10 protein-coding genes and 1 pseudogene are annotated in these 18,196 nt (G+C 32.1%); 1 reads left to right on the top strand and 10 read right to left on the bottom strand.

Annotated elements, in window-relative coordinates; all coding sequences use genetic code 11:
* From T369_RS0107425 to T369_RS0107390, 8 genes and pseudogenes are all read right to left on the bottom strand, one after another.
* A pseudogene (locus tag T369_RS0107425) lies at window positions 1–218 on the bottom strand (IS5/IS1182 family transposase); the annotation flags it as partial.
* A 124-nt stretch (window positions 219–342) separates the two neighbouring features.
* Window positions 343–1,413 (bottom strand): endonuclease/exonuclease/phosphatase family protein, encoded by a 1,071-nt coding sequence (locus tag T369_RS0107420; RefSeq protein WP_031553762.1) that lies wholly within the window; start codon window positions 1,411–1,413, stop codon window positions 343–345.
* Between the two features lie 104 nt (window positions 1,414–1,517).
* Window positions 1,518–2,417: a DMT family transporter gene (locus tag T369_RS0107415; protein ID WP_031553760.1), complete on the bottom strand. Its 900-nt coding sequence runs from the start codon at window positions 2,415–2,417 to the stop codon at window positions 1,518–1,520.
* A gap of 195 nt (window positions 2,418–2,612) precedes the next feature.
* Entirely contained in the window at window positions 2,613–4,415 is a 1,803-nt protein-coding gene (locus T369_RS0107410) for an ABC transporter substrate-binding protein (RefSeq protein ID WP_031553759.1), read from the bottom strand.
* A gap of 439 nt (window positions 4,416–4,854) precedes the next feature.
* Complete coding sequence (locus tag T369_RS0107405; protein WP_031553758.1) at window positions 4,855–6,660, bottom strand: ABC transporter substrate-binding protein; 1,806 nt, start codon at window positions 6,658–6,660, stop codon at window positions 4,855–4,857.
* A gap of 267 nt (window positions 6,661–6,927) precedes the next feature.
* Window positions 6,928–8,757 (bottom strand): ABC transporter substrate-binding protein, encoded by a 1,830-nt coding sequence (locus tag T369_RS0107400; RefSeq protein ID WP_051618992.1) that lies wholly within the window; start codon window positions 8,755–8,757, stop codon window positions 6,928–6,930.
* Between the two features lie 201 nt (window positions 8,758–8,958).
* Window positions 8,959–9,993, bottom strand: coding sequence for a helix-hairpin-helix domain-containing protein (locus T369_RS0107395; protein WP_031553755.1), 1,035 nt, complete (start codon window positions 9,991–9,993; stop codon window positions 8,959–8,961).
* Window positions 9,994–9,998: 5 nt separating this feature from the next.
* Window positions 9,999–11,099 carry a hypothetical protein gene (locus T369_RS0107390; RefSeq protein ID WP_031553753.1) on the bottom strand — a complete coding sequence of 367 codons (1,101 nt, stop codon included), beginning with the start codon at window positions 11,097–11,099 and terminating at the stop codon, window positions 9,999–10,001.
* A 372-nt stretch (window positions 11,100–11,471) separates the two neighbouring features.
* Here T369_RS0107390 and T369_RS0107385 point away from each other — a divergent pair, with 372 nt between their 5' ends.
* Window positions 11,472–15,479 carry an SGO_0316/SGO_0317 family LPXTG-anchored serine peptidase gene (locus tag T369_RS0107385; RefSeq protein ID WP_031553750.1) on the top strand — a complete coding sequence of 1,336 codons (4,008 nt, stop codon included), beginning with the start codon at window positions 11,472–11,474 and terminating at the stop codon, window positions 15,477–15,479.
* Window positions 15,480–15,592: 113 nt separating this feature from the next.
* Here T369_RS0107385 and T369_RS08910 read toward each other — a convergent pair whose 3' ends face one another.
* Window positions 15,593–17,692 carry an LPXTG cell wall anchor domain-containing protein gene (locus T369_RS08910; RefSeq protein ID WP_411431475.1) on the bottom strand — a complete coding sequence of 700 codons (2,100 nt, stop codon included), beginning with the start codon at window positions 17,690–17,692 and terminating at the stop codon, window positions 15,593–15,595.
* On the bottom strand, window positions 17,676–18,196 hold a 521-nt coding region (locus T369_RS09515; protein ID WP_233417890.1), incomplete at its 5' end, for a hypothetical protein. The genes T369_RS08910 and T369_RS09515, both read right to left, overlap by 17 nt.

Below are 18,196 nucleotides of genomic sequence, written 5' to 3'. Positions count from 1 at the left end.
ATTCCATAAAAGTCTTTTAAAAATACCAGTTTAAATAATACAACAGGATCTAGACTATTTCTCCCTGTCGTATGGCTATAGTATTTTTCTGTTAAATCATAAATAAATTTAAAATCGATAGCTTTATCTACTTTTCTTAAAAAATGGTCTTTAGGTACTATTTCTGATAGTGTCATTAGTATTATTTCATCTTTTATATTTTCTACTTTATTAAACATACTAAAACCTCCTTTGTATACTTATATTATACCATTTTAAAGGTTTTATTTCAGTTAAAAAAAGGCTGTTGACCTATTTGTCAACAGCCTGTAAATAGTAAGCAGAATTTTCTGCTTACTATTTTTATTTTAGCTTATATTTTAATCTTACAGGATTATGATCACTATATCTGTAATCTTGTCCTAAAGTTTCAACACTAACTACTTCGATATTATCACTTACCATATAACCATCGATAATAAATCCATAAGTCCCTTCACTACCACTAACGTATGGTTTATTATTAAGCCTTGCTGAATTTTTACTTTCATCATAAACTAATTTAAATCCTTCCGGAATCAAACTTTTATCAAAGTTTTCTGCACGCCATAAATCTTCTGGAACCTTATTAATTTCTTCTTTAGATAATGTTTTTAGCGATTGGTTAAAATCCGCTCCTACTAAGACATAATTACCTTTTTTATACTCTTTTTGAACAAACTCTACTAGCTGTTTAGTTTGAGCTATTTTACCTTTATTTTCCTTATCATACGCATCAAAGTGCGCATTAATAATTACTAATTGCTTATCACTATTTTCGACTTTGCTGTAAATTACCGAAAATCCACGTTTTAAATTCGCTAATTTTTCTGGAAAAGTGAATGGAATCGGCATTTGATATCGTTCTGCACGGTCAACATTGTGTTTTGTAGCTGTATAAATACCACTGTTCACCTTACCTAATGTTGGCCATGGATAAGGGATGTATTTAACTTTAAAGTTATATGCCAAAACACTATTTAATCCTAGTTCTTTATCTAAATATGATACTTGATTAATGTTATAACTACGTTTTGAATCTTCATCAACCTCTTGCAATAAAGTAACATCTGCATTTTCATCTTTAATTATTTGGGCTATATTTTTAATGTTTTCTTCTACATGGGCTTTATCAAGAGGTAAGACCATCTTTCCACCGTCCATAAAGAAATCTTCATCTTTATCAAGACCTGCATAGCCAATATTCCAATCAAGAGCGGTGTACTCTTTACCAATCTGTACACTCTCACTTTGCTGTTTTATAGTATTTTGTAGAGTTAACACTTCTACATCCTGCGGTTTGTATTCTGTCGCCATTAAATACCCTACTAATGCTCCAAAACATAAAACTAGTGTTAAAAGTATACTACCTAATATTTTAAATAACTTCTTCATAAGCTACCTCCTTAGCTTTAATTCGCTATATTTTTAAAAAGATTGATTACATAGCTTTCCTAATTTTTAATATTTAGGTTGGTTATAAATCAATCTCTCTATCATTATTTTTCTATTTGTTTTTTATCAGGAACTTGAGATATGATAATACCAGCAAAAACTATTAACATACCTAATCCTTCACGAATACCTACGTGTTCATTAAGAATCAATACTCCACCAATTACTGCGACTATCGACTCTAAACTTAAAATAAGAGATGCTGTATGAGGTGGTACATTTTTTTGCCCTATTATTTGTAAAGTATACCCTACCCCACTCGAAAGAACACCTACAGCTAGTAACGGCCAAATCACACTTAGTATATCAGCAAGTATAATCTTCTCAGTAAAGATAGCAAATACTAAACTAAGTATTGATACAACTACTAATTGAACAATTGATAAAAACATTGAGTTAACTCTTGCAGCTGAATAGTCAATAACTATTATATGAATTCCAAATAACAGCGCACTAATAAGAACAACTATATCTCCTATTTCTAAGCTAAATTCCTCTTTTACTGAAATAAAATAAAAACCAATTACAGCTAATACTAATCCGATAATAAAAAATTTATTTAGCTTATTTCCTAGAAAAATCCCGATAAATGGTACGAAACATATGTATAATACTGTAATAAATCCTGCTTTCCCTGCCGTTGTCATACCTACACCTACTTGTGATATGTACATTGAGACAAATAGAACAATCCCACATATTATACCTAAAATCCATTCTTTTTTCTTAGATACCTTCATTGCAAGATTCTTCGGATCTTGACTTTTATATAACGCTGGCATTAAAACTGCAGAAAGAATAATAAAAATAACCGCAATTACTGATCTAATCCCTACTACTGTAAGAGGTCCAAGTACTTTACTTGCAATATTTTGCCAAATAAATGCAAGCCCCCAAACAATTGTTACTATAATTAACAAAACTTCTGAAATAAATTTTCTCACACTACACTCTCCTTTATTTAAATTTCATTCTTATCCTATACCATTGTATATTTTTAAAGATAAAAATTCAACTATAACCACTAATTTTTAAAAAAGATTTTAGATTTTAATTTTATACATAAAACTTCATAATAAGAAGGTTATGTAAAGATATATTCTCTACATAACCTCTTACATAATAACTATATTAGTAGATTACTCTTTTTCTGGAGCATCTTTAATTAGTTCTAGTTTTTCTACTGGTAAGTATCCTTTTGTGAAATCTTCTACGTTAAAATGTTTAACTCTTTTATTAACATATGTGATTTCTGTATCCCAGCTTAATCCAAAGAATGGTAATTCATCAGCGATTAAGTCATCAAATTTATTATAAGCTTCTTTTAGCTTATTATCATCAAACATTTCATCAGATCTCTGTTCTTTAAAGGCTTCATCTATTTTATCACTAGTATATCTGAAATAATTAAATTGTGATTGTCTACCGAATAACTCTTGTCTACTTGGGTCAGATCCGTGATGTCCAGCTCCTAAGAATAAGTCAATTTCTGGATCGTCACCAAGAACACGTTGATCCCATTCTTTTTTACCCATTAGCTTATTATCAACAAGCTTAACATCTAGACCAACTTCTTTCCAAGATTTTATAAATACGTCAGCTAACGCTTGATCATAGTTGTTTCCTCCTTGGAATGCAAAGTTAAATGTTACTTTTTTACCGTTTTTATCTTCACGTAATCCATCTCCATCAGTATCTTTATATCCTGCTTCATCTAGTAATTTTTTAGCTTTTTCCACATCTTTTTTCACTACAGTAGCTTTTTCATTTTTTAGTTTTCCTACAGTTGGTGGATATAAAGCTGATCCACTAGGTGTAAATCTAATACCTTTATATATTTTTTCATTGATTTGGTCACGATCTACTGCGTATAAGAATGCTTGACGAACTTTTTTATCATTAAATTTAGTATTTTCTAATGGAATATTTTCTTTTTTCTCTTTATCGTATTTTCCAAATTTAAATCCTACAAATGACATAAATGAAGAAGGTTGTCCTAAAATATTACCATTTTTTATATCTTTTATACCTTCATAAACGTTAGCATCAATATCTGTTAAGTAATCTATCTCACCATTTTTCAATATTTGACTTGCTTGAGCTGGTGCTACTGCCTTAAATTCAATTTTTGGTATTTTTACTTCATCTTTTTTGTAATAATGTGGATTAGCCTCAGCAACTACACTTTCACCTTGAACTTCTTTTGTAATTACATATGGTCCGTATGATAATGGACGTTTTGTTAATTCCATCTCTCCAAATCTAGCAAAGTCAGTTACTTTTTCTACTTGTTTTGCATTAGAAAATGAATAGATAAAGCCATCTCCCCATAATAATGATGGTGATAATTTACTATATTTTATAACTACTGTTTTATCATCTTTAGCAGTTATTCCAGAAATTGTTTTAGCTTTTCCTTCATGGTAATCTTTCATACCTTCTATAAGTTCAAATGAACCATTATATCGAACATTTTCTGTATATTTAGGATTTCCTAATAATTCATAACTTGCAATAATATCTTTTGAAGTAAGATCTTCTCCATTATTCCATTTTACTCCGTCATGGATAGTTAAGGTAGCTTCATTTTTATCTTTATCTATATGAAGTTTAACAGGTGCATCTTCATCATCTAATTTATATTTTAGAGCATCATCTACTGGGAATGTTTTACCAAATACTGTTTCTGTAATAACTCCATCAGCTTTATTCGCATGTAATACTGGGTGATATAAACCAACGAATGGGCTACTAGTTAAAATTCCATATTTGAATGTAGCATCTTTTACTACTTCGCCTTTATTATCTGCAGATACTTTAAAATCTACCTTTGCTTTAGTTGCAGTTTTTTCACTGTTTTGTGAGTTAGATCCACATCCTGATAATATAATTGATAGTGCAAATACAGGGCTAAATACTTTTAAAAATGTTTTTTGTTTCATTGTTTTTCTCCTTAAAAATAGCGTTAATTTATATTAATTTATTAATTTTAACCCACTCTAAAAAGAGAAAAATGCCACATAGCTATATTACTATGCGGCATTATCGAATTTTAAGTACATTGTATATTACAAATATCCTACCTCGCCGACATAGACACTTTTTAGAGCACGCTAAATTTGTGTCTATGTCGTTAAAACATACACACAATATTATCTACGCCAGCTTTGCCAAGATTGAATATTGATATTTTGTTTCATGGTAGTCCTCCTTGTTTTTATATTCTTTAATAATAGTTTTTAAAGAATTATTTTGTACTTTTATTGTTTATATTTTACACCTAACAACTAAAAATTGCAAGCGTTTTTTTGAAATTTTTTGAAATTTTTTTGAAAACGACATAGACAACCTTAGCTATCTATGTCGTTATTGTAATCTATATTATTTAGCAGATTCTTGAGAATTTAATTCTAAAGCAAATAGTTTTTGTTGACCTTTACCAAGTTTTTCTGGATTTAGTTTTTTAACACGTTTGTTAACCCATGTTAAGTCAGTATCCCAGCTTAATGGGAAGTATGGTAATTCGTCAGCAACTAAGTTATCAAATTTGTTGTAAGCTTCTTTAAGTTTAGCGTCATCGAACATTGCGTCAGAACTTTGTTCTTTGAATGCTTCATCAAATGTTGAGCTTGTGTAACGGTATAAGTTAAGTGGAGTTTTACGTCCTAACATACTTGAACGGTCAGGGTTAGTACCTAATTGCCATGCTCCTTGGAAGATATCGATAGATTTATCTCCTGCTAATAAACGAGAAGAGAAGTCTTTTGGAGACATTAATTTACCGTCTACTAATTGAACATCTAATCCTACTTCTTTCCAAGCTTTGATGAATGTATCAGCTAACGCTTGGTCATAGTCCGCCCCTGTGTTACGGATAGCGAAGTTAAATGTTACTTTTTTACCATTTTTATCTTCACGTAGTCCATCTCCATCAGTATCTTTATATCCTGCTTCATCTAATAATTTTTTAGCTTTTTCTACATCTTTTTTAACTGCAGTAGCATTTTCGTTTTGTAATTTACCAGTTGCTGGTGGATACATACCTGAACCAGTTGGTGTGAAACGTAATCCTTTGAATACTTTTTCATTGATTTGGTCACGGTCTACAGCTAATTCGAATGCTTGACGTACATTTTTATCTTTTAGTTTAGAATCTGGATCTTCCACGTTTTCAGATTTCTCTTTATCCCATTGTCCAGTTCTGAATCCTACATATGATAAGTAGTATGATGGTTTACTTACAAAGTCCCCATTTTTAAGGTCTTTAGAACTATCCCATACATTTGCAGTTACTCCAGGTAATACGTCTACATCACCGTTTTTGATCACTGAGCTTGCTTGAGCTGGTGATACAACTTTGAATTCGATTTTCTTAACTTTTACATCATCTTTTTTGTAGTAGTGAGGGTTTGCTTCTGCAAGAACACTTTCACCGTTTACTTCTTTAGCGATTACATAAGGTCCATATGATAATGGTTTTTTATTTAAATCAGCTTCTGCAAATTTAGAGAAGTCTTTTGAAGCATCTGCTACTTGTTTAGCATTAAGTACACTAGTAATCCATCCTTCACCAAATAGAACTGAAGGTTTGATTTCTGTATATTTAACAACTACAGTTTTATTATCTTTTTCTGTAATACCAGAAATTTTATCAGCTTTACCTTCGTGGTAATCTTTCATACCTTCGATTAATTCAAATGCATTAGTATAACGTGCATTTTCTTTAAATTTAGGGTTACCCATTAATTCGTATGTAGCAACGATATCTTTAGCTGTTACTTCACTACCATCACTCCATTTAAGGTCTTTATGAACTGTGAATGTAATTTCTTTTTTCTCACGATCTAAGTGGAATTTAACTGGATCGTCTTCGTTATCTTGTTTTACTTTACGCTCGTCATCAGTAGAGAATGTATCTCCAACAACATTACCGATTACTTCGTTATCTGTTTGTTGTGTCATAAAGATTGGGTTCCACATACCTGTTAGTGGTGTTGGTGAAAGGATACCATATTTTAATGTAGCTCCGTCTACCGCTGAACCACCGTTATCTACCTCTGTTTTAAACTCAACTTTCGCTTTTGGTGCATTTTTTGAGCTAGAATTGTTTGAAGTAGAGCATCCTGCTAAAATAACTGATAGAGCCATCGCAGAACTAAATACTTTTAAAAATTTACTCTTTTTCATTTACTATTTCCTCCAAATAATATAAATATACTTAAAATTTAACGTAAAGATATTCTAACACTATTTTTAAAATAAGTCAATAGAATTGTCAGAAAATTTTTGAAAAATTTAAGTCTATTACGTTGAATAGTTTAATATAATACGATTTATCAAATATAAATAATATCGATTTTTTCTAACTCTGATATGAAAAGATAATTATTTTCAGTAAATTCCCATAAAAAAATACACCCAAGCAATAATTGCTTGAATGTATTTTCTTTATTATTATTTTGCTCCTGTATCAGAAGTTAATTCTAATTGGTAAAGTCTTTGTTCACCAAGATTCATTTTTTTCAGGTCTAAGTTTTTAACACGTTTGTTAACCCATGTCATTTCTGTAGACCAACTGAACGGTAACCATGGAACTTCATTAGCATAGTCAGTATCAAATTTTCTATATGCTGCTTTTAGTTTTTCATCATCAAACATATCTTGAGAACTTAAAGCTTCTAAGTTTTTAGTTAACGTATCACTTGTGTAACGAGTGTAGTTAAGTGGTGATGTTGGTCCTATTAATCCTGATGGGTTTGGATTAGATCCTAATCCCCAAGCTCCTTGGAAGATATCGATATTTGGATCATCTGCTGTTACACGTTGAGACCAATCTTTAGGTGACATTAATTTACCATCTACTAATTGAACATCTAACCCTACTTCTTTCCAAGATTTAATGAATGTATCAGCTAATGTTTGGTCGAAATCTTGACCTGTGTTACGGATTGCGAAGTTAAATGTTAATTTCTTACCATTTTTATCTTCACGTAGTCCGTCTCCATCAGTATCTTTTAATCCTGCTTCATCTAATAATTTTTTAGCTTTTTCTACATCTTTAGTAAATTTCTTACCATCTTTGTTGTAAAGCATTGATACACGTGGTGGATATAATCCAGAGTCAGTAGCTGTGAAACGTAATCCTTTGTAGATTTTTTCATTGATTTGATCCCAGTCAACTGCATAACCAAATGCTTGACGAACTCTAACATCTGCTGCTTTAGCGTTAGGATCAACAACACTTTCTCCTTTATCTTTGTCAAATTTACCAAGTTTGAATCCTACATATGACATATAGAAGTCTGGTTGTCCTAAAACTGCACCGTTTTTAGCATCTTTAACACCTTCATATACTCCAGTTGTTAGAGATTTCATGTAGTCTATTTCTCCATTTTTAATTACTGCACTTGCTTGCGCTGGAGATACTACTTTATATTCAATTTCTTTAATTTTTACATCATTTTTTTTGTAGAAATATGGATTAGCTTTTGCTAATACACTTTCTCCGTTAACTACTTTATCAAAGTAATAAGGTCCATATGATAATGGTTTTGTATTTAATTCCGCTTCTGAGAATTTAGAGAAATCTTTTGAAGCAGCTTCCACTTGATCTTTATTTAAGAATGTTGTGATAAAACCAGAACCCCATAATAATGATGGTTTAATTTCTGTATATTTAATTACTACTGTTTTGTCATCTTTTTTAGTAATACCTGAAATGCTTGAAGCTTTTCCATCGTGATAATCTTTCATACCTTCGATTACTTCAAATTCATCACTATAACGCGCATTATCAGTATATGCTTTATTACCCATTAAGTTATATGTAGCAATAATATCATCTGCAGTCACATCTTTACCATTACTCCATTTTAGGTCTTTATTAACAGTAAGTGTAACTTCTTTTTTATCTTTATCTAAGTGGAATTTTACAGGATCATCATCCACATCTTGTTTTAGACGGTATGATTCATCTGTTGAGAATGTACCTGCCATTGTATCTTCCATAACATAGTAGTCTGTTGCTTGTAAATAGAATACAGGGTTAAACATACCTGTTAATGGGTCTGCACTTAGAATACCTACTTTCAATTTACCATCTTGAATAGCAGTTCCTCCATTATCTACAGACGTTTTAAACTCAACAGCTCCTGTCCCTGCTGATTTGTTACTTGCACTTGAACATCCTGCAAGTAACATAGTGAGAGCCATAGCTGAACTAACAACCTTTAACATTTTTTTCTTTCCATTACCAATTTCCCCTCTATGTAACTGTATATACATAGCCTTTCTTTGATGTGTTTTACACAGTATAACAAACAAATTTTTCTACGTCAAAATATTGTCAGAAAATTTAACATCATTGTTTACATAATTAAATGAATTTTCTTATTTTTAGCTTCAAATCAACATTTTTAAATCTTTAAATCTCTATTAAAACAAAAAGTAAAATAGACAAAATAATCATCTATTTTACTTTTTTTATTATTTTTTAAATTCCACACCATTTTGAATAAGTTTTAAGATTGTTTTCTCACCTATTCCTTCTAACTTTAATACGTCCTTTTTATTTACTTCAGCGAAATCATCTCTAGTGTAGAATCCATTATTTCTAAATATATATATTTTATTTTCTATACCTTCAAAAATTTCTTTTTCAAAATTAAATTTTCTATCAATTTTTTTGAACTCTTGTTTTGGAAGCTTATTATTCGCAAAGTATTTCATATAATCATAATGATACATTGTTAAGATATACTGATCTATCGTTCTAAATGCAAAGATAACTCTATCTAATTTATTTTTTAGATTTTTAGGTGTTTTTTCTACTAAATCTACTGGAATTTCACTTGCATTTATATGTTCAACTAACTTATTATTAATTAGTTTTATACATTCAAAATAATAATGTGCTAAAGGTATATCTCCTTTAGTTATATAATTGGAAACTAGCAACATAAGTAATGCTTCATCTTTTTTATAATCATAACTTTTTACCAGTTTGAGTAATTCTTCTTCCATATCACTATATAAATATGCTTTCCCAAGTTTATATTTCACATCATATTTATCACTTGGATTTACTTTTAAAACTAATGAGAAGCAATCAATTGCTTTTATATAAAAATTCTGAGTTAAGTATAAGCTACCTAACATATTTGTTAGTCTTAATTGTCGTTTTATATCCTTGTCGTCAACGAAAGCCACATCCCCATTTTCTAGCGCCGCATCTTCTAGCTGTCCCTCTACCTTCATTAGCTCAAACTCTAAATCGTAAACTTCTTTAATTAATAGTGCATCTATAGAATCTACAGGAGGGAATTCTTCATAACTTTCCTCTTCAACACTTTTATTTGCCAGTTCTAACATATTTTCATATTCATTTTTATTACTATTTATTGTTTCACTACAACACTTTAAAAACTCTTCCAAGGCGTCTTCCACGCTAGAAAAGTTATTTAGCACTAGAAACTCTTTCCATAGTTGGATTAGTAACTTATTATTTATATCTTTTCCCATATTTACTACTCCTCCCTAAATTCAACGCCATTTTTTATTAATTTATTAACAGTTCCTACTCCTATACCATCTAAATCAAGTACTTCTTCTTTAAATAGATCTAAAAAACAATCTTTATCTACTAAGGCTGCTTCCCATAAAATAAAAATCTGTTTTTCACCTATTTGTTTAAAGGTAGGATCACAAAACATATCCATCGGTGTAACTTCATCACGTTTTAAATAACGTCTCATTTTTTTATCATCTATAGGGGTTCTTTCTCTCAGACTAGCGATTATATCAAAGAAGTATTCTTTATTAAAAAGGTCTTCAAAATCACAAAAAGCCCTAATTATTTGAGCATATTTCACCCTATCTTCTCCAGAAATATGCAAAGATTTTTTTGGGGGATTCAATATTTTTTCTAAATGAACATTTAAATATTTATTAGTTCGTCTTAATTTTTCAAAATAAGCAAAGGCTGCTTCCTCTTCTTGAACTAATATATGATAGAAAAATTTCGATAGTATAATAGTTTCATCATTTTTTAGTTCATCCCCTAAACTATTATAATGAATATCATAATCACTAAATTTATTATTTAATAAATATGAAATCAAAAATTTACGATGCATATCAATAAAGAAATTTTCATTAAAAAAGTCAAGGTACTTATAATAGCTTCTTGGCGCTCTATTATAAAGTTTATTCTCCATATAAAATTGCGCAAGATGGCTTGAAACACGGTATTCGAATGGATTTACTTCTACTCCTGATATTTTATATAATTTAATAGGAAATCCCTCAGTTTCCTTCCTAAGTTCAAGTATCTTTTTCTCTTTAACATACTCTTCGTCATTACTTGCTAATATAGCGAACACTCTTGCTTCTATATTATAAATAGATTCTTCTAAAGCTGCATTTAATAAATTTCTTTCTCTCCCCTCACTATCAAGAAATCTACAAAACAATTCCAAACTTCTTATAAAATCTTCTGCATTATTTTTATCGTTAAACTCTATTTTATTATAGAAGTCTAATCCACTAATCTTTAAAACTTCTGATACTGAAATTTCTTCTTTAACCTTTCCACCAGGAAAATTAATTATCTTTTTATTTTTCGACATAAATCACTCCCCCATTCTGTTATTATGTTGTAATTTTATTATAACACTTTTCAACATAGACTGCTACAATTAAGGTAGTATATACATTCAATAAAATCTGTAATTTTAATGACAATTAAGTTGGTTTTCCTTCTTTTAAAAAATTAAAAACAAATATATTTTTTGTTTTAGATATATAACCTATAATAATTTTTTTAAAAAATATTCTCTATAAAAATTTTACTATACTCTCAAACCTTTTTTATTACTAGTGTTTTACTAATTTGTATTAATAAAATAAAAATTAAGCGTCTATTTTCTCTGAAAACATTTGTTATTTTACTACTTTTCGTGATAATATACATTTATACAATATTTTAAGGGGGCATATAAATGCTAAATGAACGAAAAAAATATTCATTAAGAAAATATAAAGTAGGATTATTTTCAGTATTAGTAGGGGCTGGATTTGCAGTTGCATCTCAAAATGGAGCGCTTGCTGCAGAAGTAGAAAATACAGCAACTCCTGTTGTTTCTACTACCCAAGCTAACACTACTGAAGCAACTCCTGCACCTGAAAAAACTATCGAGAAAAAAGCAGAAAACACTATTCAATCTACTCCACAAGCTGAAAAAGTAGAAGTAAAACAAAACAATAAAGCTCAAGCTAGTGGAACTCCTGCAAGTAATGAAGTAACAACTAACAATACAGCTGATACTACAATCGCACCAAATACTAATCCAAATAAAGTAAGTGAAGAAAACTCACTTATTAATGTTCAACCTCTTTGGGATAAAGGTATTAAAGGTCAAGGTCGTGTAGTAGCTGTTTTAGATACTGGTTTAGATATTAGCCACAATCTATTCCAACTACTAGATAAAAGTAAAGCACGCTATAAAAACGAAGCAGAATTAGAAGCTGCAAAGAAAAAAGCAGGTATTAACTATGGTAAATGGTATAACGATAAAGTAATTTTCGCTTACAACTATAGCGATATGAATGATGATATAAAAGAATTTGATACTTTATCTCATGGTACTCACGTGTCTGGTTCTGCAGTTGGTAATGGTACTGAACCTGCTCCAACTGGAGATATCATTAAAGGTGTTGCACCAGAAGCTCAACTAATCTTTATGAGATTATTCTCTGAGAAAAAAGGTGGAACACAACAAAGTTTCACTATGGTAAAAGCTATTGAAGATGCTGTAAAACTAGGAGCCGATACTATTAATATGAGCTTTGGTTCACCTACTGGTATGATCGATGACCTTGATGATGCTACTCGTGCCGCTTTAGAAAAAGCACGTAAAGCTGGTGTTACTATTGTGACAGCCGGAGGAAACTATGCAACAAGTGGATATTGGCATGCTAAACCAAAAGCTGATAATCCAGATTATGGTACTGCCAACACACCTGCAGTTGATCCTAACGTTCTTGCAATTTCTGCATACAACGCATCAGTTGCACATAAAACATCTATCTCACTTGATGTCCCTCAACTTAAAGACAATGCCGTCTTAAATAATGGACATTCTGATGTTGTCCACTATTTATTAACTTTTAACGCTAAAGGTGATCAAGATTATGTTTACCTTCCACTTGGTGAAGCCGGTTCATATAACGATAAGTCTGTGAACGGAAAAATCGTACTAGTTGAAAGTGGTGGTTCGGTTACTGATAACGACAAATTAGTTGAACTTAGAAAAGCTGGAGCAAAAGGTGTCCTTATTTATCAAAATAAAGAACAAGGTGATACTCCAACTAAACTATACCTAGGAGGTTATGAAAGTTCATATATTCCTGTAGGTATTATCGGTAATAAACTAGGTGTAGAGCTTGCGGCTAATGCAGGAAAATACAAATTAAATATTAAAGATACTGTTGTTAAAGAACCATATAAAGATGCTAAAAAAATGCTATACTTCTCTGGTTGGGGTGTTTCTACTGAAGGTGAACTTAAACCTGATGTTGCCTTCCCTGGTGGTATGATTTACTCTTCAGTTAACAATGGATTATATTATATGAACTCAGGAACTAGTATGGCTACTCCACATGCTGCTGGATCTGTGGCACTTATTAGACAAGTATTAGACGAAAGATTCCCTAACTACTCTAAAGAACAAATAGAAGCATTACTACAAAACTTAGTAATGAGTACTGCTAAACCAGCTATTAACCCTGAAAGTAACACTTATTATTCACCACGTCAACAAGGTGCTGGGTTAGCTGACGTTACTGCAGCAGCATACGGGGACTTATACTTAACAACAAAAGATAAAAAACCTAGCGTAGTTTTAGGTAATGTTGGTGATAAGTTTGAATATGAAATCACTGTTCATAACCTTTCTAATAAAGATAGAAAATTAGACTATAATACTGTTGTAAACACTGATGAAGTAGTTGATGGTAGAGCAACTCTTAAAGCTAGACAACTTACAGATGTTAAAGGTGAATCTATTATCGTGCCAGCTAATGGTTCAAAAACTGTAAAAGTTAGTGTAGATACTTCTAAATATTCAGAAGAATTAAGTAAACTAATGAAAAATGGATATTTCTTAGAAGGTTTCACATTCTTTAAAGACAGTGAAACTAAAAAAGAAGTAGTTAGTGCCCCATTCTTAGGATTCAAAGGAACTTTCCAAGACTTAGAAGGTATAGAAAAACCAATTTATGGTTTCAAAGATAAAGAAAAACCTTTCTACTATTATACTGATGACAAGGCTGATACTCCTACTAAAGATGAAGGAAACCACTTCACATCACTAGTATCTGACGTATATACTAACGGTAATTATAATGAAGCTATCTTAGGTGAAAATGGTACTAAATATGATGCAAATAACCTGTACTTCTCTCCTAATGGTGATGGAAACTATGATTCAGTTAAACTAAAAGCTGTTTTACTTCGTAATGTTGATAACATTCACTTAACAGTGTATAAAAAAGATGATGTTAATAGAACTCAACCTATTTTTGAATCTGGTAATGAAAGCCAACGTAAATCAGACTATGGTTGGGCTATGAACGCACGTAGTGCTGTTGTTTCTTCATCTGATTGGAATGGAAAAGACAAAGACGGCAACGTAATGCCAGATGGTGAATACCAATACGTAATTACATATAGACCAAGTGCTGCTGGTGCTAAAAAACAAGAACTTAACTTTATAGTTAAAATCGATAGAACAGCCCCTACTTTAGAGAAAAAATCTGACTTATATAATAAAACAACAAGGGTCTTTAATCCAGGTAAAGTTATCGAAAACGGTAGTGGTCTTGATGATACTTCACTAACATATACTAAAGATGGAGAAGAAGTAGAAGTTAAAAAAGAAAAAGATGGAACTTATAAACTACCAGAAGGTGTAGATTTAAGCACTGTTCGCTTTTATATTTGGGATAAAGTACAAAATATGACAACCCTAGATATAAATGGTAATTTAGTCGTTAAACCAACTACCCCTTCTAACAATACTAATAACGATACTACAACGCCTACAGAAAAAGATACTTCTGGTCGTATCGAAGTTAAATTTACCGATGACTCATCAGGTGCTGATTATGGAATGTATCCAGAAATCACTCGTTATATCGTTCTTGATGAAAATGGTAAGAGAGTTGATGTTGAGTTAAATAAACACTACGAATCAACACTTCCTACTCTACCTTATGGTAAATATACTATAAAAATAGTTGATCAAGATCAAAAAGTAACATGGGTATCTTCACCAGAAGCAACAGTTACTATCGACAAAGAAAATCCTCAAAAAGTTGTTGATTTCAGATTCAATTATGCTGATACTAATAGATTAGATGTAACATTTAATCAAACTGTTCCAGAGGGAACTAAAGTATTTGCAGTAAGTAAATCTGGTAAAGAATACGAGCTAACACTTGGTAAGTATAATAAACAGGCATTTGAAAAACTATTATTAAACGGTGATTATACTATTCGTATTGAATTACCTGAAGGTTATACAGCAGATAAAAACAACTTTGATTACGCTATAACTAATGGTATCCATAATGTAAATATCAATATCACTAACCTAAACGCTACTCCTAACGAAGACAACACTAACACCGATAACACTAATACTGATAATAACAACAGTAACGTTAGCGACAGCAATAGTAATAATAGTGATAATAACAACAATAGCAGTGACAACAACACTACTAATAATACAAATAGCAATAAATTACCTCACAACGAAAACACTAAACCTCTTTACGTTGATCAAGATGGTAAGAAAATTCCTACATCTAAAGTTGCTAAACCAACTTCAAAATTATTACCTCAAACTGGTTTAGATCAACCGAGCGGAATTGCAGCTACTGGCTTTGCAGTTATCCTTGCTGGAATTGCTTTAGCAGTAAGAAAACGTCAAGGAAATAAATAATTAAATTATAAAACGGATTTGAAATTTCAAATCCGTTTTTTTATATTCTATTAAACAAAAAAAGACTAATCGCCAAATATATTGACGATTAGCTTTTTTAAAACTATTTAGTTTTATTTTTCTTTTCTTCTTCTAGCTGCAGCAACTAATCCACCTAGAACTAGTAATCCAAATCCTGCTAATGTAGAGTGTGTTTCTGCTTCACCTGTATTTGCTAAACGCTTAGCTTGAGTTTTCGCTTTAGGTTTTGCTTTTTCAACTTTCTCTACTGATGGCACTACTGGTTTAACTGGTTCGTTTGGTGTTGGAGCTGGTACTGGAGTTACAACTTTTTCATAAATGTGAGTTGTATTTCCTTTTTCATCAGTTTTCGTTCCTACATATGTGTAACCAGGAATATCTTTTTTCTCTACAGTTCCGTCTACTTCTGGGTATCCTGGAATTGCATTTCCTTTGTTATCTACATATTTAGTACTTGGTGTTACTGTTGGTGTATATGTAGCTGAAACTTTTGTTCCATTCTTATCTTCACGAACTACTGTTACTGAAGGTGCTTTACCTACGAATTCAGGTTCTGGTTTGAATGTTACTGTTCCGTCTTTAGCTACAGTGTATGTTCCTACTCCATCAACTTTCTTAGTTTTTGATCCATCTTCGAATGTTGCTGGTACTTCATCATTCATTGGTACTTCTGGGTTACCTGGTGTGAATGTTGGTTTTCCAGTTTGTTCTTGACCTTTAGGTCCGATAGATTCAGCTGGTTCTCCAGTTGGTGTTACTGGTGTTACTGTTGGTGTGTATTTAGCAGTAATTGCTGTTCCATTCTTATCAACACGTTTAACTGTTACTCCAGTCGCTGTTCCTGTGAATGATTTTTCTGGTACGAATGTTACTGTTCCATCTGGTGATACTGTGTATGTACCTTCTCCATCAACTTTCTTAGTTGTTGATCCATCTTCGAATGTTGCTGGTACTTTATCATCCATTGGTACTGCTGGGTTACCAGGTGTAAATACTGGTGTTCCAGTTTGTGTTTTACCTTGTACATCTGTTGATGTTACATCTTCTGATGTAGGTGTAACTGGTGTTACTGTTGGTGTATATGTAGCTGATGCTTTTGTTCCATTCTTATCTACACGTACTACTGTTACCGCTGGTGCTTTACCTACGAAACTTGGTACTGGTTTGAATGTAACTGTTCCATCTGGTGCTACTGTGTATGTTCCAACTCCATCAACTTTCTTAGTTGTTTTTCCATCTTCAAATGTTGCTGGTACTTCATCATCCATTGGTACTTCTGGGTTACCTGGGTTGAACGTTGGTTTTCCTGTTTGTTCTTGACCTTGAACTCCTGTTGATTCCGCTGGATCTGCAGTTGGTGTTACAGGAATTACAGTTGGTGTGTATTTAGCTGATGCTTTTGTTCCATTCTTATCTACACGTACTACTGTTACTCCAGTTCCTTTTCCTGTGAATGATTTTTCTGGTACGAATGTAACTGTTCCATCTGGTGATACTGTGTATGTACCTTCTCCAGGAATTGTCTTAGTTGTTGATCCATCTTCGAATGTTGCTGGAACACTATCATCCATTGGTACTACTGGATCACCTTCTGTAAATGTAGGTTTTCCTGTTTGTGTTTTACCTTGGATATCTTCTGATGTTACTTCTTCACCTGTTGGTCTAACTGGTGTTACTGTTGGTGTATATTTAGCTGAAACTTTCGTTCCATTCATATCTTCACGTACTACTGTTACTGAAGGAGCTTCTCCCACGAAACTTGGTACTGGTTTGAATGTTACTGTTCCGTCTGGTGCTACTGTGTATGTTCCAACTCCATCTACAGTCTTAGTTGTTTTACCATCTTCGAATGTTGCTGGTGTATCATCATTCATTGGTACCGCTGGGTTACCTGGTGTGAATGTTGGTTTTCCAGTTTGTTCTTGTCCTTGTTTTCCAATAGATTCTGCTGGATCTGCAGTTGGCGCTACTGGTGTAATCTTAGGAGTGTATGTAGTTTCTACTGTTGTTCCATTTGCGTCTTTCGCTTGTACTTTAGCTGCTACTACATCTCCTGAGTATGATTTGTCTGTTGGAGTGAATGTTACTACTCCTGTTTCTTTATCTACTGTGTATGTTCCGATTACTTTTCCTTCTGGTGATTTAGCATCTACTGATTCTGCTGGTTTACCATTTTCATCTAGTAAAGTAATTGTTTGTTTGTTTGTTGATTGGCGCTACTGGGTTACCTGCAGTGAATGTTACTGTTCCAGTTTGTACAATTCCTTGTGGCGCTACTGATTCAGCTGGTGTTGCAGCTGGTGTAACTGGTGTTACTGTTGGTGTATATGTAGCTGATGCTTTTGTTCCATTCATATCTTCACGAACTACTGTTACCGCTGGTGCTTTACCTACGAAACTTGGTTCTGGTGTGAATGTTACTGTTCCATCTGGTGCTACTGTGTATGTTCCAACTCCGTCAACTTTCTTAGTTGTTGATCCATCTTCGAATGTTGCTGGTACTGCATCGTTCATTGGCGCTACTGGGTCACCTTCTGTGAATGTAGGTTTTCCTGTTTGCACTTGTCCTTGTAATCCAGTTGTTTCTGCTGGATCTGCAGTTGGTGTAACTGGTGTTACTGTTGGTGTATATGTAGCTGATGCTTTTGTTCCATTCATATCTTCACGAACTACTGTTACCGCTGGTGCTTTACCTA

It is taken from the genome of Gemella sanguinis ATCC 700632, assembly GCF_000701685.1.
Classification (GTDB): Bacteria; Bacillota; Bacilli; order Staphylococcales; family Gemellaceae; genus Gemella; species Gemella sanguinis.
The sequence above is the reverse complement of the archived record's forward strand: the minus strand, read 5'-3'. Positions and strand labels throughout refer to the sequence as shown.